This is a genomic window from Streptomyces albiflavescens (genome assembly GCF_014645835.1).
GTDB lineage: Bacteria > Actinomycetota > Actinomycetes > Streptomycetales > Streptomycetaceae > Streptomyces > Streptomyces albiflavescens.
This window is the reverse complement of sequence record NZ_BMMM01000021.1, coordinates 13,081-29,283: the sequence shown is the minus strand read 5'-3', so window position 1 is coordinate 29,283 and position 16,203 is coordinate 13,081. Positions and strand designations below refer to the sequence as shown.

Genomic DNA, 16,203 nt, shown 5'->3' with positions numbered 1-16,203 from the left:
GGTGGGCCGCTGCACGCCTGCTGGTGCAGGCCTGATCTTGGCTCCCGCCCCCAGCCGGAAGCCGCCTCGCACACCCGAAGGACATGAGGGCCGGTCACCGCTGGGGCCGCCGGTACGCGGCCTGTCGCCCGGTCGCGACCGGCCGCCGCGAGGGCAGGCCTCCCGCCTGCCGACAGCACATACGCCTCGACCTGTTCCTCGTCGGCCGGACGCGCCCGGTCGGGCTGCCGGTTCCGCCGGCGGTCGGCTTCCGGGACCGCACGGTCATGGCCAAGCTTCATCAGGACCACACAGCGCCCCATCCGGCACGCTGGAGCGCCCGCCGCCAAGGTGGTTGGGGCGACGACTCCGAGTCGCCGACCGGGTACTTCGAGGTGGCCGGGATCCGGGACGAGACGAACCCGCTGTACGGCATCGGTGTAGATCGCTCATCCCCATCGCGCGCTGTCTCGGCGACGGCTTCACGCTCGGGGGGCGTCATGGGGTGACTGGGGCGGAGCATCCGTGGGCATTCGCCGAGCGCTCGGCGAATGCCTTGAGGGCGGCACGTTCGTAGGCAAGGTCCGCGTTGTCCCTCGGGTACTCGCGGATCTCCCCCCTCTCATACAAGGGCTGCAGGGTGAACAGGGCACGGCCGTCAAGGCACTTGGCCGCCGTCCAGCTCATCCGGCCGTCACGGTCGCGGTGGTGCGCGGGTGTGTCAGTGCTCGGTGTGTCCTCAGAGGACTCCTCCTCGTAGCGGAGCAACCGCTCTTGCGCATAGGGGCCGTAGTCCGCTTCGAGCACGTAGCGTGTCCTGAGATCGGCGTCGGCGAGCCGGCAGGTTTCGTGCGGGGCGCCCTCGCGGTCGGTCTCGGTGGCGGTCGCCACACCACGTGCGGCGGAAATGCCGGAGCAGGTTCCGTCGGCCGTGCTGAGCGGCTTGTACTCGTCCTCGTTCACCGGCAGGTCGAGGCTACGGACGGGCTTTCCGAGCTTGGCTCCGCAGTGCCGGGTCTTCGAGGCCTTGACCGCGGTGGAGGCGGCGATCCTGGCGAACTCCGGTCGGTTTGCCGGGTCGTCCAGTGTCTTGTCGAGCGTTGTCTCGACGGTGACGGACAGGCCCCTGGCGCTGCTTTCCTTGGTGCACTCAAGGACCAGGCTCGTGGTCACCTTCTCGTCCTCGTCGGCCCTGAAGGGGTCCGTCGGCCCGAAGGCGTCCGGGTCGGCTCCGAAGAGCCCTGTCCACCCTTGGCCGACCGGCACGGCGAGCGCACTCGACGAACCCGTGTAGAGGGAGTCCCAGGGCTGTCCGACCTGCGCGGTGTCGAGGATACGGATTTCGGCGGTGCCGCCGTCGTGGATGTGCACCTCGCAGCCCACCAGGCCCGCACCGCGTCTTTCGTGCTCGACCTCGACAGCCCCCGGCCCGAGGACGTCGCGCACCGTGTTCCGGTCGAGCAGGCCGTCGCAGGCTCCGTCAAGCGCCGACTCGTCGCTCCAGCGCTGGAAGTCGCCGTGCACCAGGAGATACCCAGCGACGGCAACGGCCGCTGCGACAAGGGCCCCGACCGCCCGGAGGACGATCCGCCTCAGTGCCATCCCTCCACCTCTCCAAGAATCTTGGTGTCATGGCACCGCTGCTGCCTGGGCCAGCTGTCGGGGTCGGCGAGATAGCCGTCCATCAGCTTGCGGGCGTCCTTGGAGAACTTGGTCCGCTCTGCCTCACTGAGCGTCTGCGGGCTGAGGTCGGAGGTCTCCGTGCGGACGGTGACACGGTGATACGTGCTGCCCGCGGCGCACTCCGACCGTGCCCACAGGGCAAGTTCGTGCGGCTCCGATTCGGGGATGACCTTTGTCGGCGCCCCTTCGCGGAAGCTGAAGCTGTCACCGGTGAGGTGGTACTCGTCGTTGGCGGACTTGCTGAGCGGCCCGGCCCAACTTGCCGCCGAGACATTGACGACCGCACCGTCGGATGGTGTCGGATCGGTGTCCATCGGGTCCTTGCGGTCCAGGATGGTGGCGTCGCAGACGCTCAGCAGCCGTGAGTCCTGCAGATCGCCGCTGGCGGTCCACCTGCCGGGGAAGCCCGCTCGCCTGCCGAGCCCACGGCACTTTTTTACGCCCAGGCCCGGCTCGTCGATCCCCACGACCTTCATGTTGCCCCCGTCCGCGTCCGTGGTGACATGGACCTCATATGTGTCGATGACCCGCGTAGGCATCTTCAGCGGGGAGCCACCACATTTCTGAGCCGCGGTGATCCCGTTGGCGACCTGGACGGCGGTACGGAAGTCCGCGAGATACTCGGCCGACTTCCCCTTGCCGGGAACAGGCAGATCGACATCGGCTGTGACATACATCCCGGACACCTCGCGCACCCGGCCCTCGAGCCCGCCGGGGCACTCGGCGACGACCCACGTCCGCCCGTCGTTGCCCACCCTGCCGGTGACCCCGGGCGCCTCGTACCCCTCGTCGTCACCGCCGGGCAGTATGTCCTCAGCCCGCAACGTCGTCGGCATCCGGGAGATGAGTGCGACGGCCCGCACCCGCACCGACCCATGCCCCGGCCAGGTGAGGGAGCAGTTCACCAGGGAGCGGCTGTCCTCATCGGGCTCGAGCATGGTGCCGTACTGGCTCACCGTGCCCGCAACGTCGTCGGGCACGAGGCCCCGCAGCTCCTCGTACGGCAGCAGTCCCGCACAGGCACGCTTCAACTGCGCCCGATTCGCCACCGAATGACCACTGCCGTCCGAACGGCCGACGCCGAAGAACAACACCGCCACGGTGACCGACAACACGAGCGACAGCCCTATGAACAGCGGCTTGCGCAACCATGACGGCACCCGGCCCACGGAGCCCCCTCCCCAGTACTACCAGCAGAATCAAGTCATCACCGGCGGATCAAGGCCTGGAACCTATCAGAGTCGTATCTTCCTACGAGTGGGCATCTCCAGGACCGAGAAGACGGGCGAGCGCCGTACCGCGCAGCGGGGCCGGCGGGGTGTCGGACTGCCGTCAAGAATCTTGGCCGGAGGACAAGATGTCGCTGTGTCAGGCCAGTCCCAGCTGCCCCGCGCACCTCACTGGGGAACGAGGCGACCTTCTTCGCTTCGACTAGGCCGAGTACCGAGCGTTCTGGACCTGGGCAGCCGTGGAGTTCCCCACCACGTCCGGCTCCGCGAAGCCGCGGCCACAACCCAGGTCAGCCGCCTGCCGCCACCCCGAACCACCGTCATCGGGACATGCAGTTGATGCCGCATGCCCGACTGGGTGCTGGCTCTCGCATGGTGCGAGTTCGCCCCAACCAGCGATCAGATCGGGGGATCGTCGGTCAGTGAAAGCATGGCGCACGGACGGAGGACCATGAGCGAACCTTCCAAGGTCGCCACCATGGCAAAGGGGAACGGGTCGACCTCAAGGCAGAGTGCAACGTCATCAGAATGGACTCCTTGACGCACACCCTCCGTCAACTCGGCGGCAGCGCGCGACTCGGCAGCGCGGCGGACGAACTCAGCAGCATCCGTCCCAGCCTCCGTGACCCTCCGAGCGATGTATTGAGCACACGCCAGATCTTCATCGGCCTGCCCATCGTCGCCAGTGACCACGAACGTGACCCTGTCACTCTTGCGCGTCCGCAAGAGCCGAGCCGTCGCCTCCGCCACCACGAAGCTGGCGCACAGCACCAGCGACGCCTCCTTGACTGCGAGGGCGCCGACTGTCCCTGCCGTGGTCTTCTGAACAACGGTCCGTCCGCCAAGGTCAACGGACCGCAGCAGGCCCGGCGAGTTGACCATGTCGAACCCGGGCGCGGGCGGACCGTCTTTGAGCGCCACCCAATCCGGGTGGCGAGCCTTGAGCGCCAGGGCTTCGTCCAGCGACTCAGCAAGAACGATCTTTTCCGCCCCCTGGGCAAAGGCCCAGGCAGCCACGGTGAAAGCACGCATGACGTCGACTACGACCGCCACGGACGGGGCTTCGACCAGCTCAGCGATGCCAAGGAAACAAGCGTCCACTCCGATCATGATCGCGCATGCCCGACCCTAAGCGCTCAGAGAGTGGCCCACATCACATTGGCAGTATCGGAATGCAACACATCCAGCTGCCTGCGTCGCGAAAGTGGTCCGCAGCTACACGCCTGCTCAATAGCACGGGTCACCCGCACACAGCCTCTGCGGACACAAGGCGGATGTTCATCACCGACGCCATCCGCTCCGGCCTGCCACCTCATATCGCACAGGTCATCGCCGGTCACGCCAACATCAACACCACGATGGGCTACCACGCCGGCTACCCTGCCGAGGCGATCGAGGCCCACCGTGCCTTCATCACCCGGCGCCGCGCTTTGCGGGCTGGTCGAAGTCCGCGACAACCTCCTCGCCCGGATCACCGCGGCCGAACGCGAAGGCTGGCTGGGCGAGATCGAAGGACTCGAAGTCAGTCTCGCTGGTGCACAGGACAAGCTTGCCCAACGCGACGCCGCGCAGGCCCGCGTTCGACAGATCACCGACCTCGGGATGCCCTCCTTCGCCCACGTCCCCGGACGCCCCTCTCAAGGCAGGCTCACCTGATGGCAGTTCCAGTGAAACGGGCTCTGCACTGGCTGTGACGTTGTTCAGCGGGCTCCGGCAGCGATCACAGAGAGCCGTTGCGGTCCGTGAAGAGTCCGTTCGAATCCGGACCGCGAGCCGGGGTACGCCCCGCCGTGGTACGCCGGGTGTGATGCTCCGTCATGTCCCGGTGGGGCGGGCTTAACTGTGCCCCCGGCGTCGACGTCCAGGGCATGAAGCACGACGAACTCGCCTTGCAGGACGTGCTGTTCAAGGGCTTCGAGGTACTGGTCACCACGGCGGCGCACGGCACGTGCGGGATGGTGGTGAGGCTCAGTGCCCGCCGTGACGCGGGCTCGTGCCCGGCCTGTGGCCGGGCATCGACACGTGTGCATGACCGCTACGAGCGTCGCTAGCAGGATCTTCCGCTGGCCGGGCATGCAGCACGGGTCCTGCCCTCGGCGAGGCGCTTCGCATGCGCTCATGACGCCTGTCCTCAGCGCACGTTCGCCGAGCAGCTATACAGACGGGCCGAATTCGAACTGCTTCGCAAGATGATCCTCCTTCAGTGACCGATCGTGACGGCTCCCCGCGATCACTGCCAGAGTCCGCTGAACGGGGACTTTCCAGGCTGTGGCTGGCGAACGGATCGTCAGAGCCGAGGCGCTGCACGGCGGCATCACTGCCGAAATGCGGAGGCTGACCATCGGCACGCGGGACGGAGGCACCCGTGATCTGGTGCTGCGAACCTTCGTCAACGTGGAGCACGCCGAGGACTGGCTGAACAGGGAGGCCGGCGCCCTGACCCTGCTCACGGGGACCGGCGTGTCGGCTCCTGGACTGGTCGCGGTTGATCCGACCGCCGCGCATTGCGAGTATCCGTCGCTCCTTATGACACATCTGGCAGGCCGGACGGTCCTCGACGATGAGGGATGGGAGACGCGCGTCCCTCTGCTGGCCCGTCAACTCGTGGCGATCCACGCGTTGTGCCCCGACGAGCGGCCCCGGGACTATGTGGCGTGGACGACCGCCGACACCGTCGTGACTCCGAGGGCGCCGACGCGGCGGCATGGGCCGCGGCGATCGACGTGATCCGCAAGCCCGCGCCGCCCTATGAGGGGCGGTTCCTGCACCGGGACTTACAACCGGGCAACGTGCTGTTCGACGTGCCGCCCCCAAGGGCCGGCAGGTGCTCGGATCACCGGCGTCGTCGACGGGGCAGCGACCTCCTGGGGCCCGGCGCATCTCGATGTGGCGCACTGCTCCACCAATCTCGCGCTGCTGCACGGCCCGGCGTGGGGTCTGCGGTTCGCTGAGGCGTATGAGGGCTGGCGGGGTGCTGGCCGCGGCAGCGAGCGAGCGGCTGTACTGGCGGGTGCGGGACGGGCCGGCGTTCTCAGAAGAAGTGCAGTCGGTGTCGCAACCATGGCGGGAGGCAGGGAGGACAGAGCTGACGACGCGAGCCGTGGAGGAGCGGCTGGATGCCTATGTCACCGCCCTGATGGACGCGCTGGGCTGAGCCAAGGCGGTCCGGGGCGCGGGCCGGGCGGCGAGCGCCGGGCCCGGCTGCCACGTCCGGCAGCGGAGCCGATCGCACACCCGCACCGGGCACCCCCGCGTACGGGCTGGCTCCCGGCCGACAGCCCTGCGACGCCTCCGAATCGAACGTCAATATCACTCGCCGTAACGGCTCCCCGTGATCGCTGCCAGAGCCGTTCAGCGGCCCCGGCATGTTGGCTTCGAGCGGCCCCAGTCGGTGGAGACTTCGAGGCTTGCGGACGTCCTGAAGCGGCCCCGCGGAACGGCTTGCGTTGGGATCACCTGAGACGCCTCGTCACTGCGGCGGCCAGCGGAATCCTCGGCGTGTGTGATCTGGGGGTGGCAGGATCGGCTGATGGCTGTTGATCCGTTGCTGAAGCAGGCCCGAGGCGTATGGGAAACGCTGGCTGCTGTGCCGGTGTCGTTTTCCCTGGCAGGGGGCTTGGACGTGGTCACGTCGCCCGCCTCGCAGCTGGCTCCGCCGTCGTGGGCCGGGATCGTGGTGCTGGGCGACTCGGCGATCGTCACGGCGCCGACCGACACGGCTATGCAGGTTCTGCGTCGGATCCTGGCCATGATGCCGACCAGTTCACTGACGTCTCCAGATACGGTTCGGGCCGTATTGCCTGTGAATGAGGTGCTGGGTCCGGCGGTCTTGGGATACGTGTCACGTGACGGCTTCCGCCCGGTGACGGCTGACCGGCGCATTGAACGGCTTGCCCCCGGACATCAGGACCTGATGACGTTGGTGAAGTCGGTGCCGCCCGAGGACGCCGACGAGAGCGGGATGGACGAGATCACCTCCGCTGCGTTCGTCGTGCGCAAGGGCACGGACGTGGTGGCCGCGGCGGGGTTTCAAGCCTGGCCCGCGGCAGTCGCCCATCTGTGCGTGCTCACCGCACCAGGGGAAAGAGGCCGCGGGCTGGCGCGGCAGGTCGCTTCTGCAGCGGTGGCGCAGGCACTCGCCGACGGTCTGCTCCCGCAATGGCGTGCCCGCCCGATGGCCTCCCGTAACGTCGCACGGGCGCTGGGGTTTCGCGAGCTGGGAAGCCAGCTCAGCCTCCGCTTGAACCAGGAGGAGCTTCGCCTGGAACACTGAGCAGAGCCTGTCACCCTGCGGCTGTGTTCCTCTGGGCTTTGGAGCGAGCCAGGCGACGACTCGGTGCCGGTCTCGATGATGGAGGCGTTGAAGGTGAGCCGGTCTGCAATCGCCGCGCAGAGCCGCGGATCGGTGAAGGTCCTGCTCCAGCCGGTGACCCAGGTCGTTCGTACGGTGGCGCTCCACCTGGATGCCATGGACCACGCCTGCTCCACGGTGTGTGGGTCGACGGCGGACGGGATGGGAGCGGGGGAGGGTTGTTGGTTGAGGAAGTGGGCGGCCGGCGGCCTGGGTGAAGTTTGCTGCTGATCCTTGAAAGCCCCCACCCAACACAGCGTTGAGGTTCGCCCCAGACCCTGCTTACGGCTGGAAGTACTCCGACATCAGGCGGCTGACCCATTCCGGCTGCTTGATGTTCACCGGGAGGAACTCCGCCATCGTCGGCTTCAGGTCGATGACCGGGGTGCCCGAGACCGCGTCGAGGCCCACCACCGTCAATTCGCGGCCGTGGACGGATTCGATGGCGCAGCACGTTACCCCGATGCGGTTCGGTCTGCGGGGGCCGCGGCCGGCGAATACGCCAACGGACGGGAGGTCGGAGCGGCCGCGGTAGGGGCGGGGTTCGCGGTAATCGTCGCGTTCCGGGAACTGGTCGAAGATGAAGAGGACCTCCACGTGGGAGAAGCCCTCCAGACCCTGGAGGCACGCCTCGCCGAAGCGCTCGTCGATGGTGATCGTGCTGCGGACGGCACCCCAGTTGTCCGTGTGCTGGACATCCGTCCGGTCGTTCCGGACCGTACCTATCGGCGTGATCTCGAAGCTCGGCATGGCCAGAGGCTATCTTCACCGCGCCCATACCAGCGTCGAGGCCATCGGCACGGCCGTCGACCACGCCCTGACCTGGGCCGACAGGACACCATGATCCAGGCGATGAATGAACGCCACGACAACCGCCTGAAGTTCATACGGCCAGACTTGGGAGTCTCCCCCTCTCACAGGATCCACCCAGCGTGACGCTCTACGTGCCCGTGTGAGGGTCGAGAAGGCCGGCGCCGAGCCGAGGAGGTTTCCAGACTCCACGAAAGCGAGAGCAAGCCACACGTGCCCCCTGCGTGCACGATCCATGGGCATGAGTCGGGGAACAGCGGGGAGTCACGGTGCCCGGACCAGCAAGGCGCAGCTCAATGGCTCGCCAGGTCAGGCGTCATCTGCATACGCGATCTTCCAAACTGGTGCTCCAGAATCCGAGCGCGGCGGCGCTTGACTGGGGCATCGGAACTCCCGGCCAAAGCCGCGAGGACGACCGCGTGTTCGACTGCAGGTCACCGGGGAATCCGTCGTCCCGCGTCGGTGAGGACGAGTGTCAGGCGGCCCAGCCATTCACCGTCGTCTGGGTACTCCCAGTTCTCAGCGTCCGCCAGCAGGGCGGGAAGGTCCTTTCGCGGGACGGAAGGACCGGGTTGAAGACCATGGGCCCCATCGGGGGCGATCCAGGGAACGAGGCGGCACACCTCGACCCAACCGTTGTCGACCAGCGGCAGGAGGATTGCAGCAAGATCTGAATGGCCCCCGGACGCAAGGGGCTCGTCCAGATCGCCTCGGACACCGGGAAGGATGTCGATCTCGGCCGCGTTGATCACGAAGGCGCGCACTGCGGGCGACAACTCGTCTGTAGCGGGATACCTCATTCAGAGATCATTGCAGCTGCCGCCTGGCCGGGCCGTCTGGGCCGCCCGAGGGGAACCGACGTTGACAGAGGATGACAGCTGGTCCCGGCGTCCACGAGGTCGCGTCGAATTGGCGGTGGAAAAGGCGACACGAGCGTAAGTTCCGTGCTGAACCTGCCAGTTCGCACGAACGGGACCCACGCTCGTGTCCCGTCGAATATCCCCTGCCGAGGCCATCCGTGCCGAGATCGACGCCCTGCTCACCGGTGACCGCGACCTGGTCGAGGTGCTGGAGGTCGTGGCCCGGCTCGGAGCCCGCCTGGTCATCCGGACCGCCCTGGAAGCCGAGGTCGACGCCTTCCTCGGCCGCGCCCGCCACCAGCGCACCTCCGCCACCGCCGACGGGCAGCCCGCGGCCCGTGCCGGCACCAACAACGGACACCGCCCGATCATCGTCAGGACCACCGCCGGGCCGATCACCGTGGCCCGGCCGAATCTGCGCGGGACGACCGAGACGTTCGCCTCCCGCCTGTGGCCAGCGGCTGGTCGAGGCCGTGCAGCAGCGCATCGACGCGTTCGTCGGCCGCTGGGCCGACGCCTACCCGGCGGCGATGCGCGCCATGGAAGCCGACCGGGCGTCGCTGACGGTCTACCTGCGGTTCCCCGCCGAGCACCGCAAGCGGATCCGGCACTCGAACTTCATCGAGCGCACCTTCGGCGAGACACGCCGCCGGGTGAAGGTCATCGGCCGGTTCCGCGGCGAGACCTCCTGCGTGTCCCTGGTCTGGGCGCTGCTGGACCGGGCCTCACGCGGCTGGCGCGGCTTCACCATGACGCCGGCCGGCCTGCGGACCCTGCAAGACCTCCGCCGGGCCCTGCTGGAGCCGCCAACCCCGATTCCCACGACGGCCGTTGAGATCCCCGCGGCGCTTCAGAACGCCGCGTAACGTGACCGGCACGGGACTCCCGCGTCGAGCCCTCACCCGGTCGCCTGACATCAACAAGAAGGCGGCACCGCGCCCGCTGCTTCGGCACCCGAATCCGGAGCCTTTGCCTGTCCCGTTCCTAGCTCACCGTTCCACATGCTTGCATGCTAGGAAGGGGAGTTCGCCCGTGATCTGGGAAGGGGGCGATCGTGAGGATCGGGTCCGTGAAGCGGCCTGAACGTGTCGCTGTCATCGGAGTGGGCATCCTCGGAGCCAGTGTGGGCTGGAACCTGTCCCGGCACGGCGCCAAGGTGGTCTTCATCGACGTAGGCCAGCCGGGCGAAGGCGTCACCAACTGGTCCTTCTCGTGGGTCAACGCCAGCAACAAGACCGCGCGCAAGTCCTACTTCGACCTGAACGTCGCGGGCATGGCAGCGCACCGTGAGCTTGCCAGGACCATCGGGCCAGACTCATGGTGGTATGCCAGCGGCCACCTGCGCTGGACAGACGATCCCGCAGCAGAGGTGAAGCTCCTGGAAACAGCCGAACTGCTGGCCAGCTGGGACTACCAGGTCGAGGTGTGCACGGGGGCCGAGGTGCGCCGCCGCCTCGAACCTGCTCTCACGATGCCCGGCGAGGTTCCAGTCGTGTTCTACCCCGACGAAGCCTGGGTGCACGGACGTCATCTCGTCGGCCGACTGGTCGGCCAGGCCGTTGCATCCGGCGCCGAGCACCGGTACGGCACCGCGGTCTGTGACATCGGCACCGGTGCCGACGGGAGCATCCGGACAGTTGCTCTGTCCGATGGGAGCTGTCTCGACGTCGACATCGTCGTGAACGCAGCAGGCCCCAGCGCCTCCCACGTCGCCGGGCTCATCGCACGGCACTTGCCGATGCGCCGGGAACCCGGCGCCGTCACCCGGATCGGCTGTGCTCAGGTCCCGGTTCATCGGGCCATGCACGCGCCTCACATCGAGATCCGTCCTGACGGAGACTCTTCGGTTGTCCTCCACAGCCGCGAGATCGACGCACTCATCGACACAGGCGAAGATCCAACGGAACTCGGACGGCTGCTCCACGAATCGGCGCGGCACGTCGTTCCCGAGCTCGGCAACTCCCGCATCGCACAGACACGGGTAGCCGACCGGCCCATTCCAGCCGACGGATTCCCCTCGGTGGGAGCGGTGCCGTCTGTGCCGGGCTACTACGAGGCCGTTTCCCACAGCGGCATCACGCTCGGGCCGGTAATCGGCCGGTTGCTTGCTTCGGAGATCCTCAGCGGGAAGAGAGATGAGATGCTTGCGGACTTCCGCCCGGAGCGGTTCCCCCCGTGACATCCGGGCAAGCGCCACCAGGACCGCGACCAGGCGTGTGCGTCTACGTGCGCCCGAAACAGGCTCGTAGAGCCGCGTCGCCGCGTCACGCGAGCCGGGAAGACCGGACGGTCCTCCGCCTCTGCCGCTCTACCCCGCGCACGAGTTACCCACGTCCCGCGGTTGAGCGCCACACCAATAGATGTGTTGCAAGCGGCACCAGCCGCAGAATGTCAGTGCCATTGCCTAACAACACCATGAAGCCGGAACCGCGCCCGTCCCTTTTGCGCCGGATTCCGGACGCCACCGTCCACGCAGGTCACAGGGGCAGTCACAGTGAGCCGCCGCACGTGACGGACTTGGCTCATCACTTCCAGAAGAACTGGCTTTCGGCTCATAGTCGGTCGAGGTACTGGCCGTGCGGCCCGGTGAAGGCGCCGGCTTTTGATGGCATCTCACCGTCAGAGCGGCGCCATGACCAGGTCACCGATTACCCGGAGACCGACCTGCGCAGCCAGCCACGGTGCGCGTTCGGCCTCGATCTGTTTGACATGGACGAATACGGTATGGAGCTCGGCGGGAGTCTCCAGGTCCAGGTCACTTGCATTGGCCACCAACGTGACGTACGCGCCACGGGTCCCGCCCGGGCCGAGGCCGATTTCCGGCGCCGCCGGCCATCCGTCGAAGTCCCAGCGGACCATCACCGGAGCGCTCCCCGCAGCCGACAAAAGCACCTCCACCGTGTGGACCGGCCGAGACCAGTCGCGCAGGAACACCGGCAGGTGGTCGGAGGGGAGGGCGTCGCCATCTGACGAGCCGGACCTGTCCGGTCCGTACGCCCACCATTCGGCCTCCGGCATCTGTTCGAGCAGCCTGTTCAACTCCTGCGGAGTCCGAGCGACAGCCTCAAAGTCCACCTCGACGGTGTTGGTATCGGCCAACTCCAGAAGCTGCCGCGCCACTCGCAGCGCCTCGGCCAGGTCCCCAGTCCTCAGGATCGGCTGGGCGAACGAATTCGCCATGCGCACAGTTTGCCGGTAAGGGGGCGCGTGACGTGCCTGAACGTGCGATCAGCCGGGCAGACCTCAGCAACCGCCCCGCCATGTTCGCAGCGAAGCGGCCCAAGGCACGGTGGCCGTGCCACTCTCGTGCCAGAACGGACGGGGTGGCGTGCGCGGGGGAGCTTCCATCCCGCCTGCCGTCGGTCCAGGCAGAGCCGAGCAGACGCTGCCCAGGCGTCCAGGCCGTTCGTACAGCGGCGCGTTCCACCTGGACGCCACGGACCATGCCGGCTCCACGGTGTGTGGGTCGACGGCGGACGGGATGGGAGCGGGCATCGTCGTGATTGAGCTGGAGCCCTCCGGGCTCGGAAAACCCGGTACCGCACCCCGCGGCGGCCTCCTGAGGCGCAGCGGGCATTCGCGCCACGCTGCCTCGTCCGCCGCCGGGAATCTTTCCGGGGCCGGGCGTAGCGTGAAATGGCGGATTCAAAATCTGAACCAGCGTAGTGCGCTGCGGCGACCTGTCCTGATCACGGACCTCAGTAGGCCGCCCGAACCCGGCGCGCTTACATGATCATACTGAGCGTGTCGGTAAAGGCCTGGAGGGGCCCGACGCCGATGACACTTTGCGTACGGGCCGGTTCCCTTGAGAAGGGAGGGTCCGGAGCTTGGATGCCGACGAGGATGCCGGCACCAGCATCGTCTTTGTCCAAAACACCCGCCGAGTTTGTCGGGCGCTGAGAGACGAAGGGTCACTCATGCCTCAATCCATGCGCGCGCTCGTAGCCGGAAAGGTCGGCGAGCCGACCGATGTCCTGCGGCTGGAATCCCGGCCTGTTCCCACGCCAGGGGCCGGTCAGGCGTTGATCCGTGTGAAGGCGACTCCGATCCACGCCAGTGATCTGCACGTGCTGCGCGGCCGCTACGGTTTCTCCCCCGAGTTTCCCGCTGTCGGGGGTCACATGGAATGCGTGGGCCGTATTGAGGCCCTGAGTCCGGATACCGAGGGACTTAAGGTCGGCGAGCGTGTGGTGGTCGCTGCCGTACCGGCGGTACCCGGGCACCATGTGGTCGGCACTTGGCAGGAATACCTTGTTGCCGATACACGAAGGATCCTGCCGGTCCCCGACCATCTGAGCGACTCCAGCGCCTGTCAACTCGCCGTCAACCCGTTGACCGCGCTGCTCCTCGTGACTCGTGAACTCGACGTACAGCCGGGCGAATGGTTGTTGCAGACGGCCGCGGGCTCCACCGTCGGCCGGCTCGTCATTCAGCTGGCCAGGCATCTGGGTATGCGCACGATCAATGTCGTGCGGCGACGTGGTGCCGTTGAGGAGATCAAAGCGTTTGGTGGAGACGAGGTCATCTGCACCGAGGACGAGGACCTGTTGCAGCGTGTGGCCGAGATTGCAGGACCGGCCGGCGTGCGCAAGGCCATCGACTGTGTCGCGGGACTCGTAGGTGCCCAGGTATCCCAGGCATTGGCTCCGGGGGGAGAGGTCGTGGTCTACGGCGCGCTCTCCACCCATCGGCAGACCGATCCGGCAGCGCTGACTATCCCGCTGCAGGCACGCTCGGTCATCTACGAGACCAAAGTGGTCCGTGGCTTCTGGCTGAACCGCTGGTTCGGCACTGCCTCACCTGAGGATGCGCTGCACGCGCTGTCCCAGGTCCGCAGTCTCGTCGTTGATGAAGTGCTGAGCATCCCCCAGGGCCAGCCGTTCCCGCTCGAACGCTTCACTGAAGCCATCGCGCTCGCCGAAACACCCGCACGTGACGCCAAGCCACTCTTCGTCTTCGAAGACGGCCGGGACAATGACGACAGGTAGGAAGCGGCCCTGCCGGCGTTGGCAGCGGTGCGGCTGCGGCGGGGCAAGGCCGCTCACGCCCGTGGCGCCGCCCAGCTCGGGCAGACCGCACCGCTGGGTGAGCCGTCGCATCCTTATCGGCGGGGGAGGGGTCGGCTGAGTCCTGGGCCGTCTCTGGGCCGTCCAAGGCTCCCCGGGGCCGACCAACGGCGACCGGTAGTGACAGTCGAGCCAGAACCGTCAGCAGTGAAACCGCAGTGCGGGCAGTCTCAACGAGCTCCTGGTCAAGGCGGTCAACCGCACCTCGATCCCGGATGAGTACAAGCCGTATCTGCACCAACGCCGGCGCGAGGGCTGCCACGACATTCCCCTGCTCCACCGCGAACTGCGCGAGTCCACCGCGAACTGCGCGAGCGTGGCTTCACCGGCGACATCCAGTGCGTCCGCCGCTACTTCCGCCCCTTCAAGAAGCCACACAGGCCCCGGCCCAAGCACCCGCAGGCGCCCCCGCCCGAGCTGCGGCCGGCCACGCAGCCGCGGCGTGTCGTCCGCTGGATCATGACGAACCCAGGGCATCTTGCCGAGACCGAGGCCACCGAGCTCAAGGAGATCCGCACCGCCTGCCGGCACCTCGACGCCGTCGCACGGCACGTCCGCGACTTCGCCGACATGATGCGCGACCTGCGCGGTGACGAGCTGCCCGCCTGGATGGACCGGGTGCTCGCAGACGACCTGCCGGCCCTGCACTCCCTGGTCAACGGCCTCAGGCGGGACCTGGACGCGGTCCTCGCCGCACTGACCACACTGTGGAGCTCAGGCCAGGTCGAAGACCACATGACCAGGGTCAAGCTCCTCAAGCGCATGGGCTTCGGGCGGGCCGGCTTCGATCTGCTCCGCAATCGCATCCTCCTCAGGACGTGATCGCCGCGCCTCGCCCTATGCTGCAGGCCATCTGCGGGCTGATGGAGGGATCGGACGCGGTGAGCGAATCGTTCTTGCTGGTCTGCGACGACCTGCCGCACACCGTAGTCCTGACGGACTCCGGCCCCCGGGTTATCGAGACCGTGAAGCTACTTCACAGGCGAACCGGGGTGAGTCTGTGGCACTGCAAGTCCCTCATCAGCGAACTGCCTGCGACCATCCTTGAGTACGTGCCGGAAGAAGTCGCCGCCGCCATGGTGGCCGAACTCCGCGAAGCCGGTGCCGACGCTCGTGCCGAGGCGAAGCAGTTAGGCTTCGGCCCCCTCATCGTCACAAGATCCCCGACAGAGCCTCGAACTCGCCGAAGCCGCCCAGACCCGCTGGCGCGCGGTGACCGCACCCCACCTCGTCGCCCTCGTCCGCGCCGGAGCCACCTTCGCCAACGGCCAACTCGTCGAACGCCCCGACGAACAGGCAGCAGAAGTGATCCGGGGTCGAGCCACGTGTTCACTGCGAGATGATCCTCCCATGGCGGATGTGGTTTTCTTCGATCTGGACGGCACCCTGGTCGATCATCGAAGCGCAGTCTTCGAAGCGATAGGCCAGATCGTCCAGGCCGCGCCGAACGCGACGGCTCCACCGGACGAGCTGGTGACGTTGTGGTGGACGCTGGAGGGGCGGCACATGCGGGAATACCTGGCTGGTCAGTGCTCCTTCGCCGAGCACCATCGACGCAGGCTCCGTTCCTTCCTGCCGATGCTCGGGGAGCCGGTTCCTGAAAATCCCGGCCTTCTTGACGCCTGGTTCGCCGAGCGCTACCTCGCCGTGTTCGAGGAGTCCTGGCGAAGCTATCCCGATGTCCAGCCCTGCCTGGAGACCCTGAAACGGCTTCCCCGAGGACCTCGTCTGGCCGTTCTCACCAACGGGGACCCCGAGCAGCAGCGCGCCAGGCTCGCCCGCTCCGGCCTCCTCGAATACTTCGAAGCCATCCTGACCCCGACCGAGCTCGGTGCGGCCAAGCCCGTCGCCTACACCACCGCCTGCCGACGGATGCGGACGGACCCCGCTCAGGCGATCAACGTGGGCGACATGCTGGAAAGCGACGTGAACGCAGCCGCCCTCGCCGGGCTCACCGGCATCTGGCTGGACCGCGGCATCGACTTCATCACCGGTGGACCACCACCAACGGCAGACGAGACGGTGCTCCGCATCGAACGGCTCACCGACCTCCCTGACCACCTATCACCCACGAACGCCTGACCAGCTCTTAAGAACTTGATCCACAAGTCTTGACTATTGCTGGGATTTTGCGGGGCGGGCAAGTCAGTTGTACGCGTGCTTCACGCCGTCAGCTCATCTGCCGACTCCGACCAAGCCGGCGGCCACCGGCCCCGACCATCGCT

15 protein-coding genes and 3 pseudogenes are annotated in these 16,203 nt (G+C 67.4%); 10 read left to right on the top strand and 8 right to left on the bottom strand.

Features of this window, described 5'->3' with window-relative positions:
- Positions 1–83: 83 nt before the first annotated feature.
- Entirely contained in the window at positions 84–488 is a 405-nt protein-coding gene (locus IEY95_RS40145; protein ID WP_189191185.1) for a hypothetical protein, read from the top strand.
- On the opposite strand, the gene IEY95_RS40140 is transcribed toward IEY95_RS40145, so the two are convergent.
- The 4 genes from IEY95_RS40140 to IEY95_RS40125 all read right to left on the bottom strand — a co-directional run bounded on the left by IEY95_RS40140 (position 478) and on the right by IEY95_RS40125 (position 4,511).
- Positions 478–1,581 carry a hypothetical protein gene (locus tag IEY95_RS40140; RefSeq protein WP_189191184.1) on the bottom strand — a complete coding sequence of 368 codons (1,104 nt, stop codon included), beginning with the start codon at positions 1,579–1,581 and terminating at the stop codon, positions 478–480. The genes IEY95_RS40145 and IEY95_RS40140 overlap by 11 nt on opposite strands.
- Positions 1,572–2,810 (bottom strand): hypothetical protein, encoded by a 1,239-nt coding sequence (locus tag IEY95_RS40135; RefSeq protein ID WP_229703675.1) that lies wholly within the window; start codon positions 2,808–2,810, stop codon positions 1,572–1,574. The genes IEY95_RS40140 and IEY95_RS40135 overlap by 10 nt, the downstream gene beginning before the upstream one ends.
- Before the next feature lie 480 nt (positions 2,811–3,290).
- Positions 3,291–3,992 (bottom strand): 2-phosphosulfolactate phosphatase, encoded by a 702-nt coding sequence (locus IEY95_RS40130; RefSeq protein WP_308429396.1) that lies wholly within the window; start codon positions 3,990–3,992, stop codon positions 3,291–3,293.
- Positions 3,993–4,304: 312 nt separating this feature from the next.
- A complete protein-coding gene (locus IEY95_RS40125; RefSeq protein ID WP_189191181.1) occupies positions 4,305–4,511 on the bottom strand; it encodes a hypothetical protein in 207 nt (68 codons plus the stop codon).
- Between the two features lie 248 nt (positions 4,512–4,759).
- On the opposite strand from IEY95_RS40125, the gene IEY95_RS40120 reads away from it, so the two are divergent.
- From IEY95_RS40120 to IEY95_RS40110, 3 genes and pseudogenes are all read left to right on the top strand, one after another.
- Positions 4,760–4,942, top strand: a complete 183-nt coding sequence (locus tag IEY95_RS40120) for a hypothetical protein (RefSeq protein ID WP_189191180.1) — start codon at positions 4,760–4,762, stop codon at positions 4,940–4,942.
- Between the two features lie 217 nt (positions 4,943–5,159).
- A pseudogene (locus IEY95_RS40115) lies at positions 5,160–6,045 on the top strand (phosphotransferase family protein).
- 375 nt (positions 6,046–6,420) lie between these two features.
- On the top strand, positions 6,421–7,164 hold the full coding sequence (locus tag IEY95_RS40110) for a GNAT family N-acetyltransferase (protein WP_189191179.1): 744 nt from the start codon (positions 6,421–6,423) through the stop codon (positions 7,162–7,164).
- A gap of 10 nt (positions 7,165–7,174) precedes the next feature.
- Here the strand turns inward: IEY95_RS40110 and IEY95_RS49670 are convergent.
- The 3 genes and pseudogenes from IEY95_RS49670 to IEY95_RS40100 all read right to left on the bottom strand — a co-directional run.
- A pseudogene (locus tag IEY95_RS49670) lies at positions 7,175–7,316 on the bottom strand (ATP-binding protein); the annotation flags it as partial.
- Between the two features lie 208 nt (positions 7,317–7,524).
- Positions 7,525–7,992 (bottom strand): SAM-dependent methyltransferase, encoded by a 468-nt coding sequence (locus IEY95_RS40105; RefSeq protein WP_189191178.1) that lies wholly within the window; start codon positions 7,990–7,992, stop codon positions 7,525–7,527.
- Positions 7,993–8,486: 494 nt separating this feature from the next.
- Positions 8,487–8,816, bottom strand: coding sequence for a hypothetical protein (locus IEY95_RS40100; RefSeq protein WP_189191177.1), 330 nt, complete (start codon positions 8,814–8,816; stop codon positions 8,487–8,489).
- Positions 8,817–9,385: 569 nt separating this feature from the next.
- Between IEY95_RS40100 and IEY95_RS40095 the strand changes: the two genes are divergently transcribed.
- Positions 9,386–9,778, top strand: a complete 393-nt coding sequence (locus IEY95_RS40095; protein WP_189191176.1) for a transposase — start codon at positions 9,386–9,388, stop codon at positions 9,776–9,778.
- A 188-nt stretch (positions 9,779–9,966) separates the two neighbouring features.
- Positions 9,967–11,091 (top strand): NAD(P)/FAD-dependent oxidoreductase, encoded by a 1,125-nt coding sequence (locus IEY95_RS40090; RefSeq protein WP_268240544.1) that lies wholly within the window; start codon positions 9,967–9,969, stop codon positions 11,089–11,091.
- Positions 11,092–11,531: 440 nt separating this feature from the next.
- Here the strand turns inward: IEY95_RS40090 and IEY95_RS40085 are convergent, their stop codons facing one another.
- Positions 11,532–12,092 (bottom strand): hypothetical protein, encoded by a 561-nt coding sequence (locus tag IEY95_RS40085; protein WP_189191175.1) that lies wholly within the window; start codon positions 12,090–12,092, stop codon positions 11,532–11,534.
- Between the two features lie 647 nt (positions 12,093–12,739).
- Here IEY95_RS40085 and IEY95_RS40080 point away from each other — a divergent pair.
- The 4 genes and pseudogenes from IEY95_RS40080 (at position 12,740) to IEY95_RS40065 (ending at position 16,060) form a co-directional block, all read left to right on the top strand.
- Complete coding sequence (locus IEY95_RS40080; RefSeq protein ID WP_229703673.1) at positions 12,740–13,900, top strand: zinc-dependent alcohol dehydrogenase family protein; 1,161 nt, start codon at positions 12,740–12,742, stop codon at positions 13,898–13,900.
- Positions 13,901–14,233: 333 nt separating this feature from the next.
- Complete coding sequence (locus IEY95_RS40075) at positions 14,234–14,800, top strand: transposase (protein ID WP_308429395.1); 567 nt, start codon at positions 14,234–14,236, stop codon at positions 14,798–14,800.
- 17 nt (positions 14,801–14,817) lie between these two features.
- Positions 14,818–15,075: pseudogene (locus IEY95_RS40070) on the top strand (ribosomal protein L7/L12); the annotation flags it as partial.
- A gap of 253 nt (positions 15,076–15,328) precedes the next feature.
- On the top strand, positions 15,329–16,060 hold the full coding sequence (locus IEY95_RS40065) for an HAD family hydrolase (protein WP_189191173.1): 732 nt from the start codon (positions 15,329–15,331) through the stop codon (positions 16,058–16,060).
- Positions 16,061–16,203: the final 143 nt, after the last annotated feature.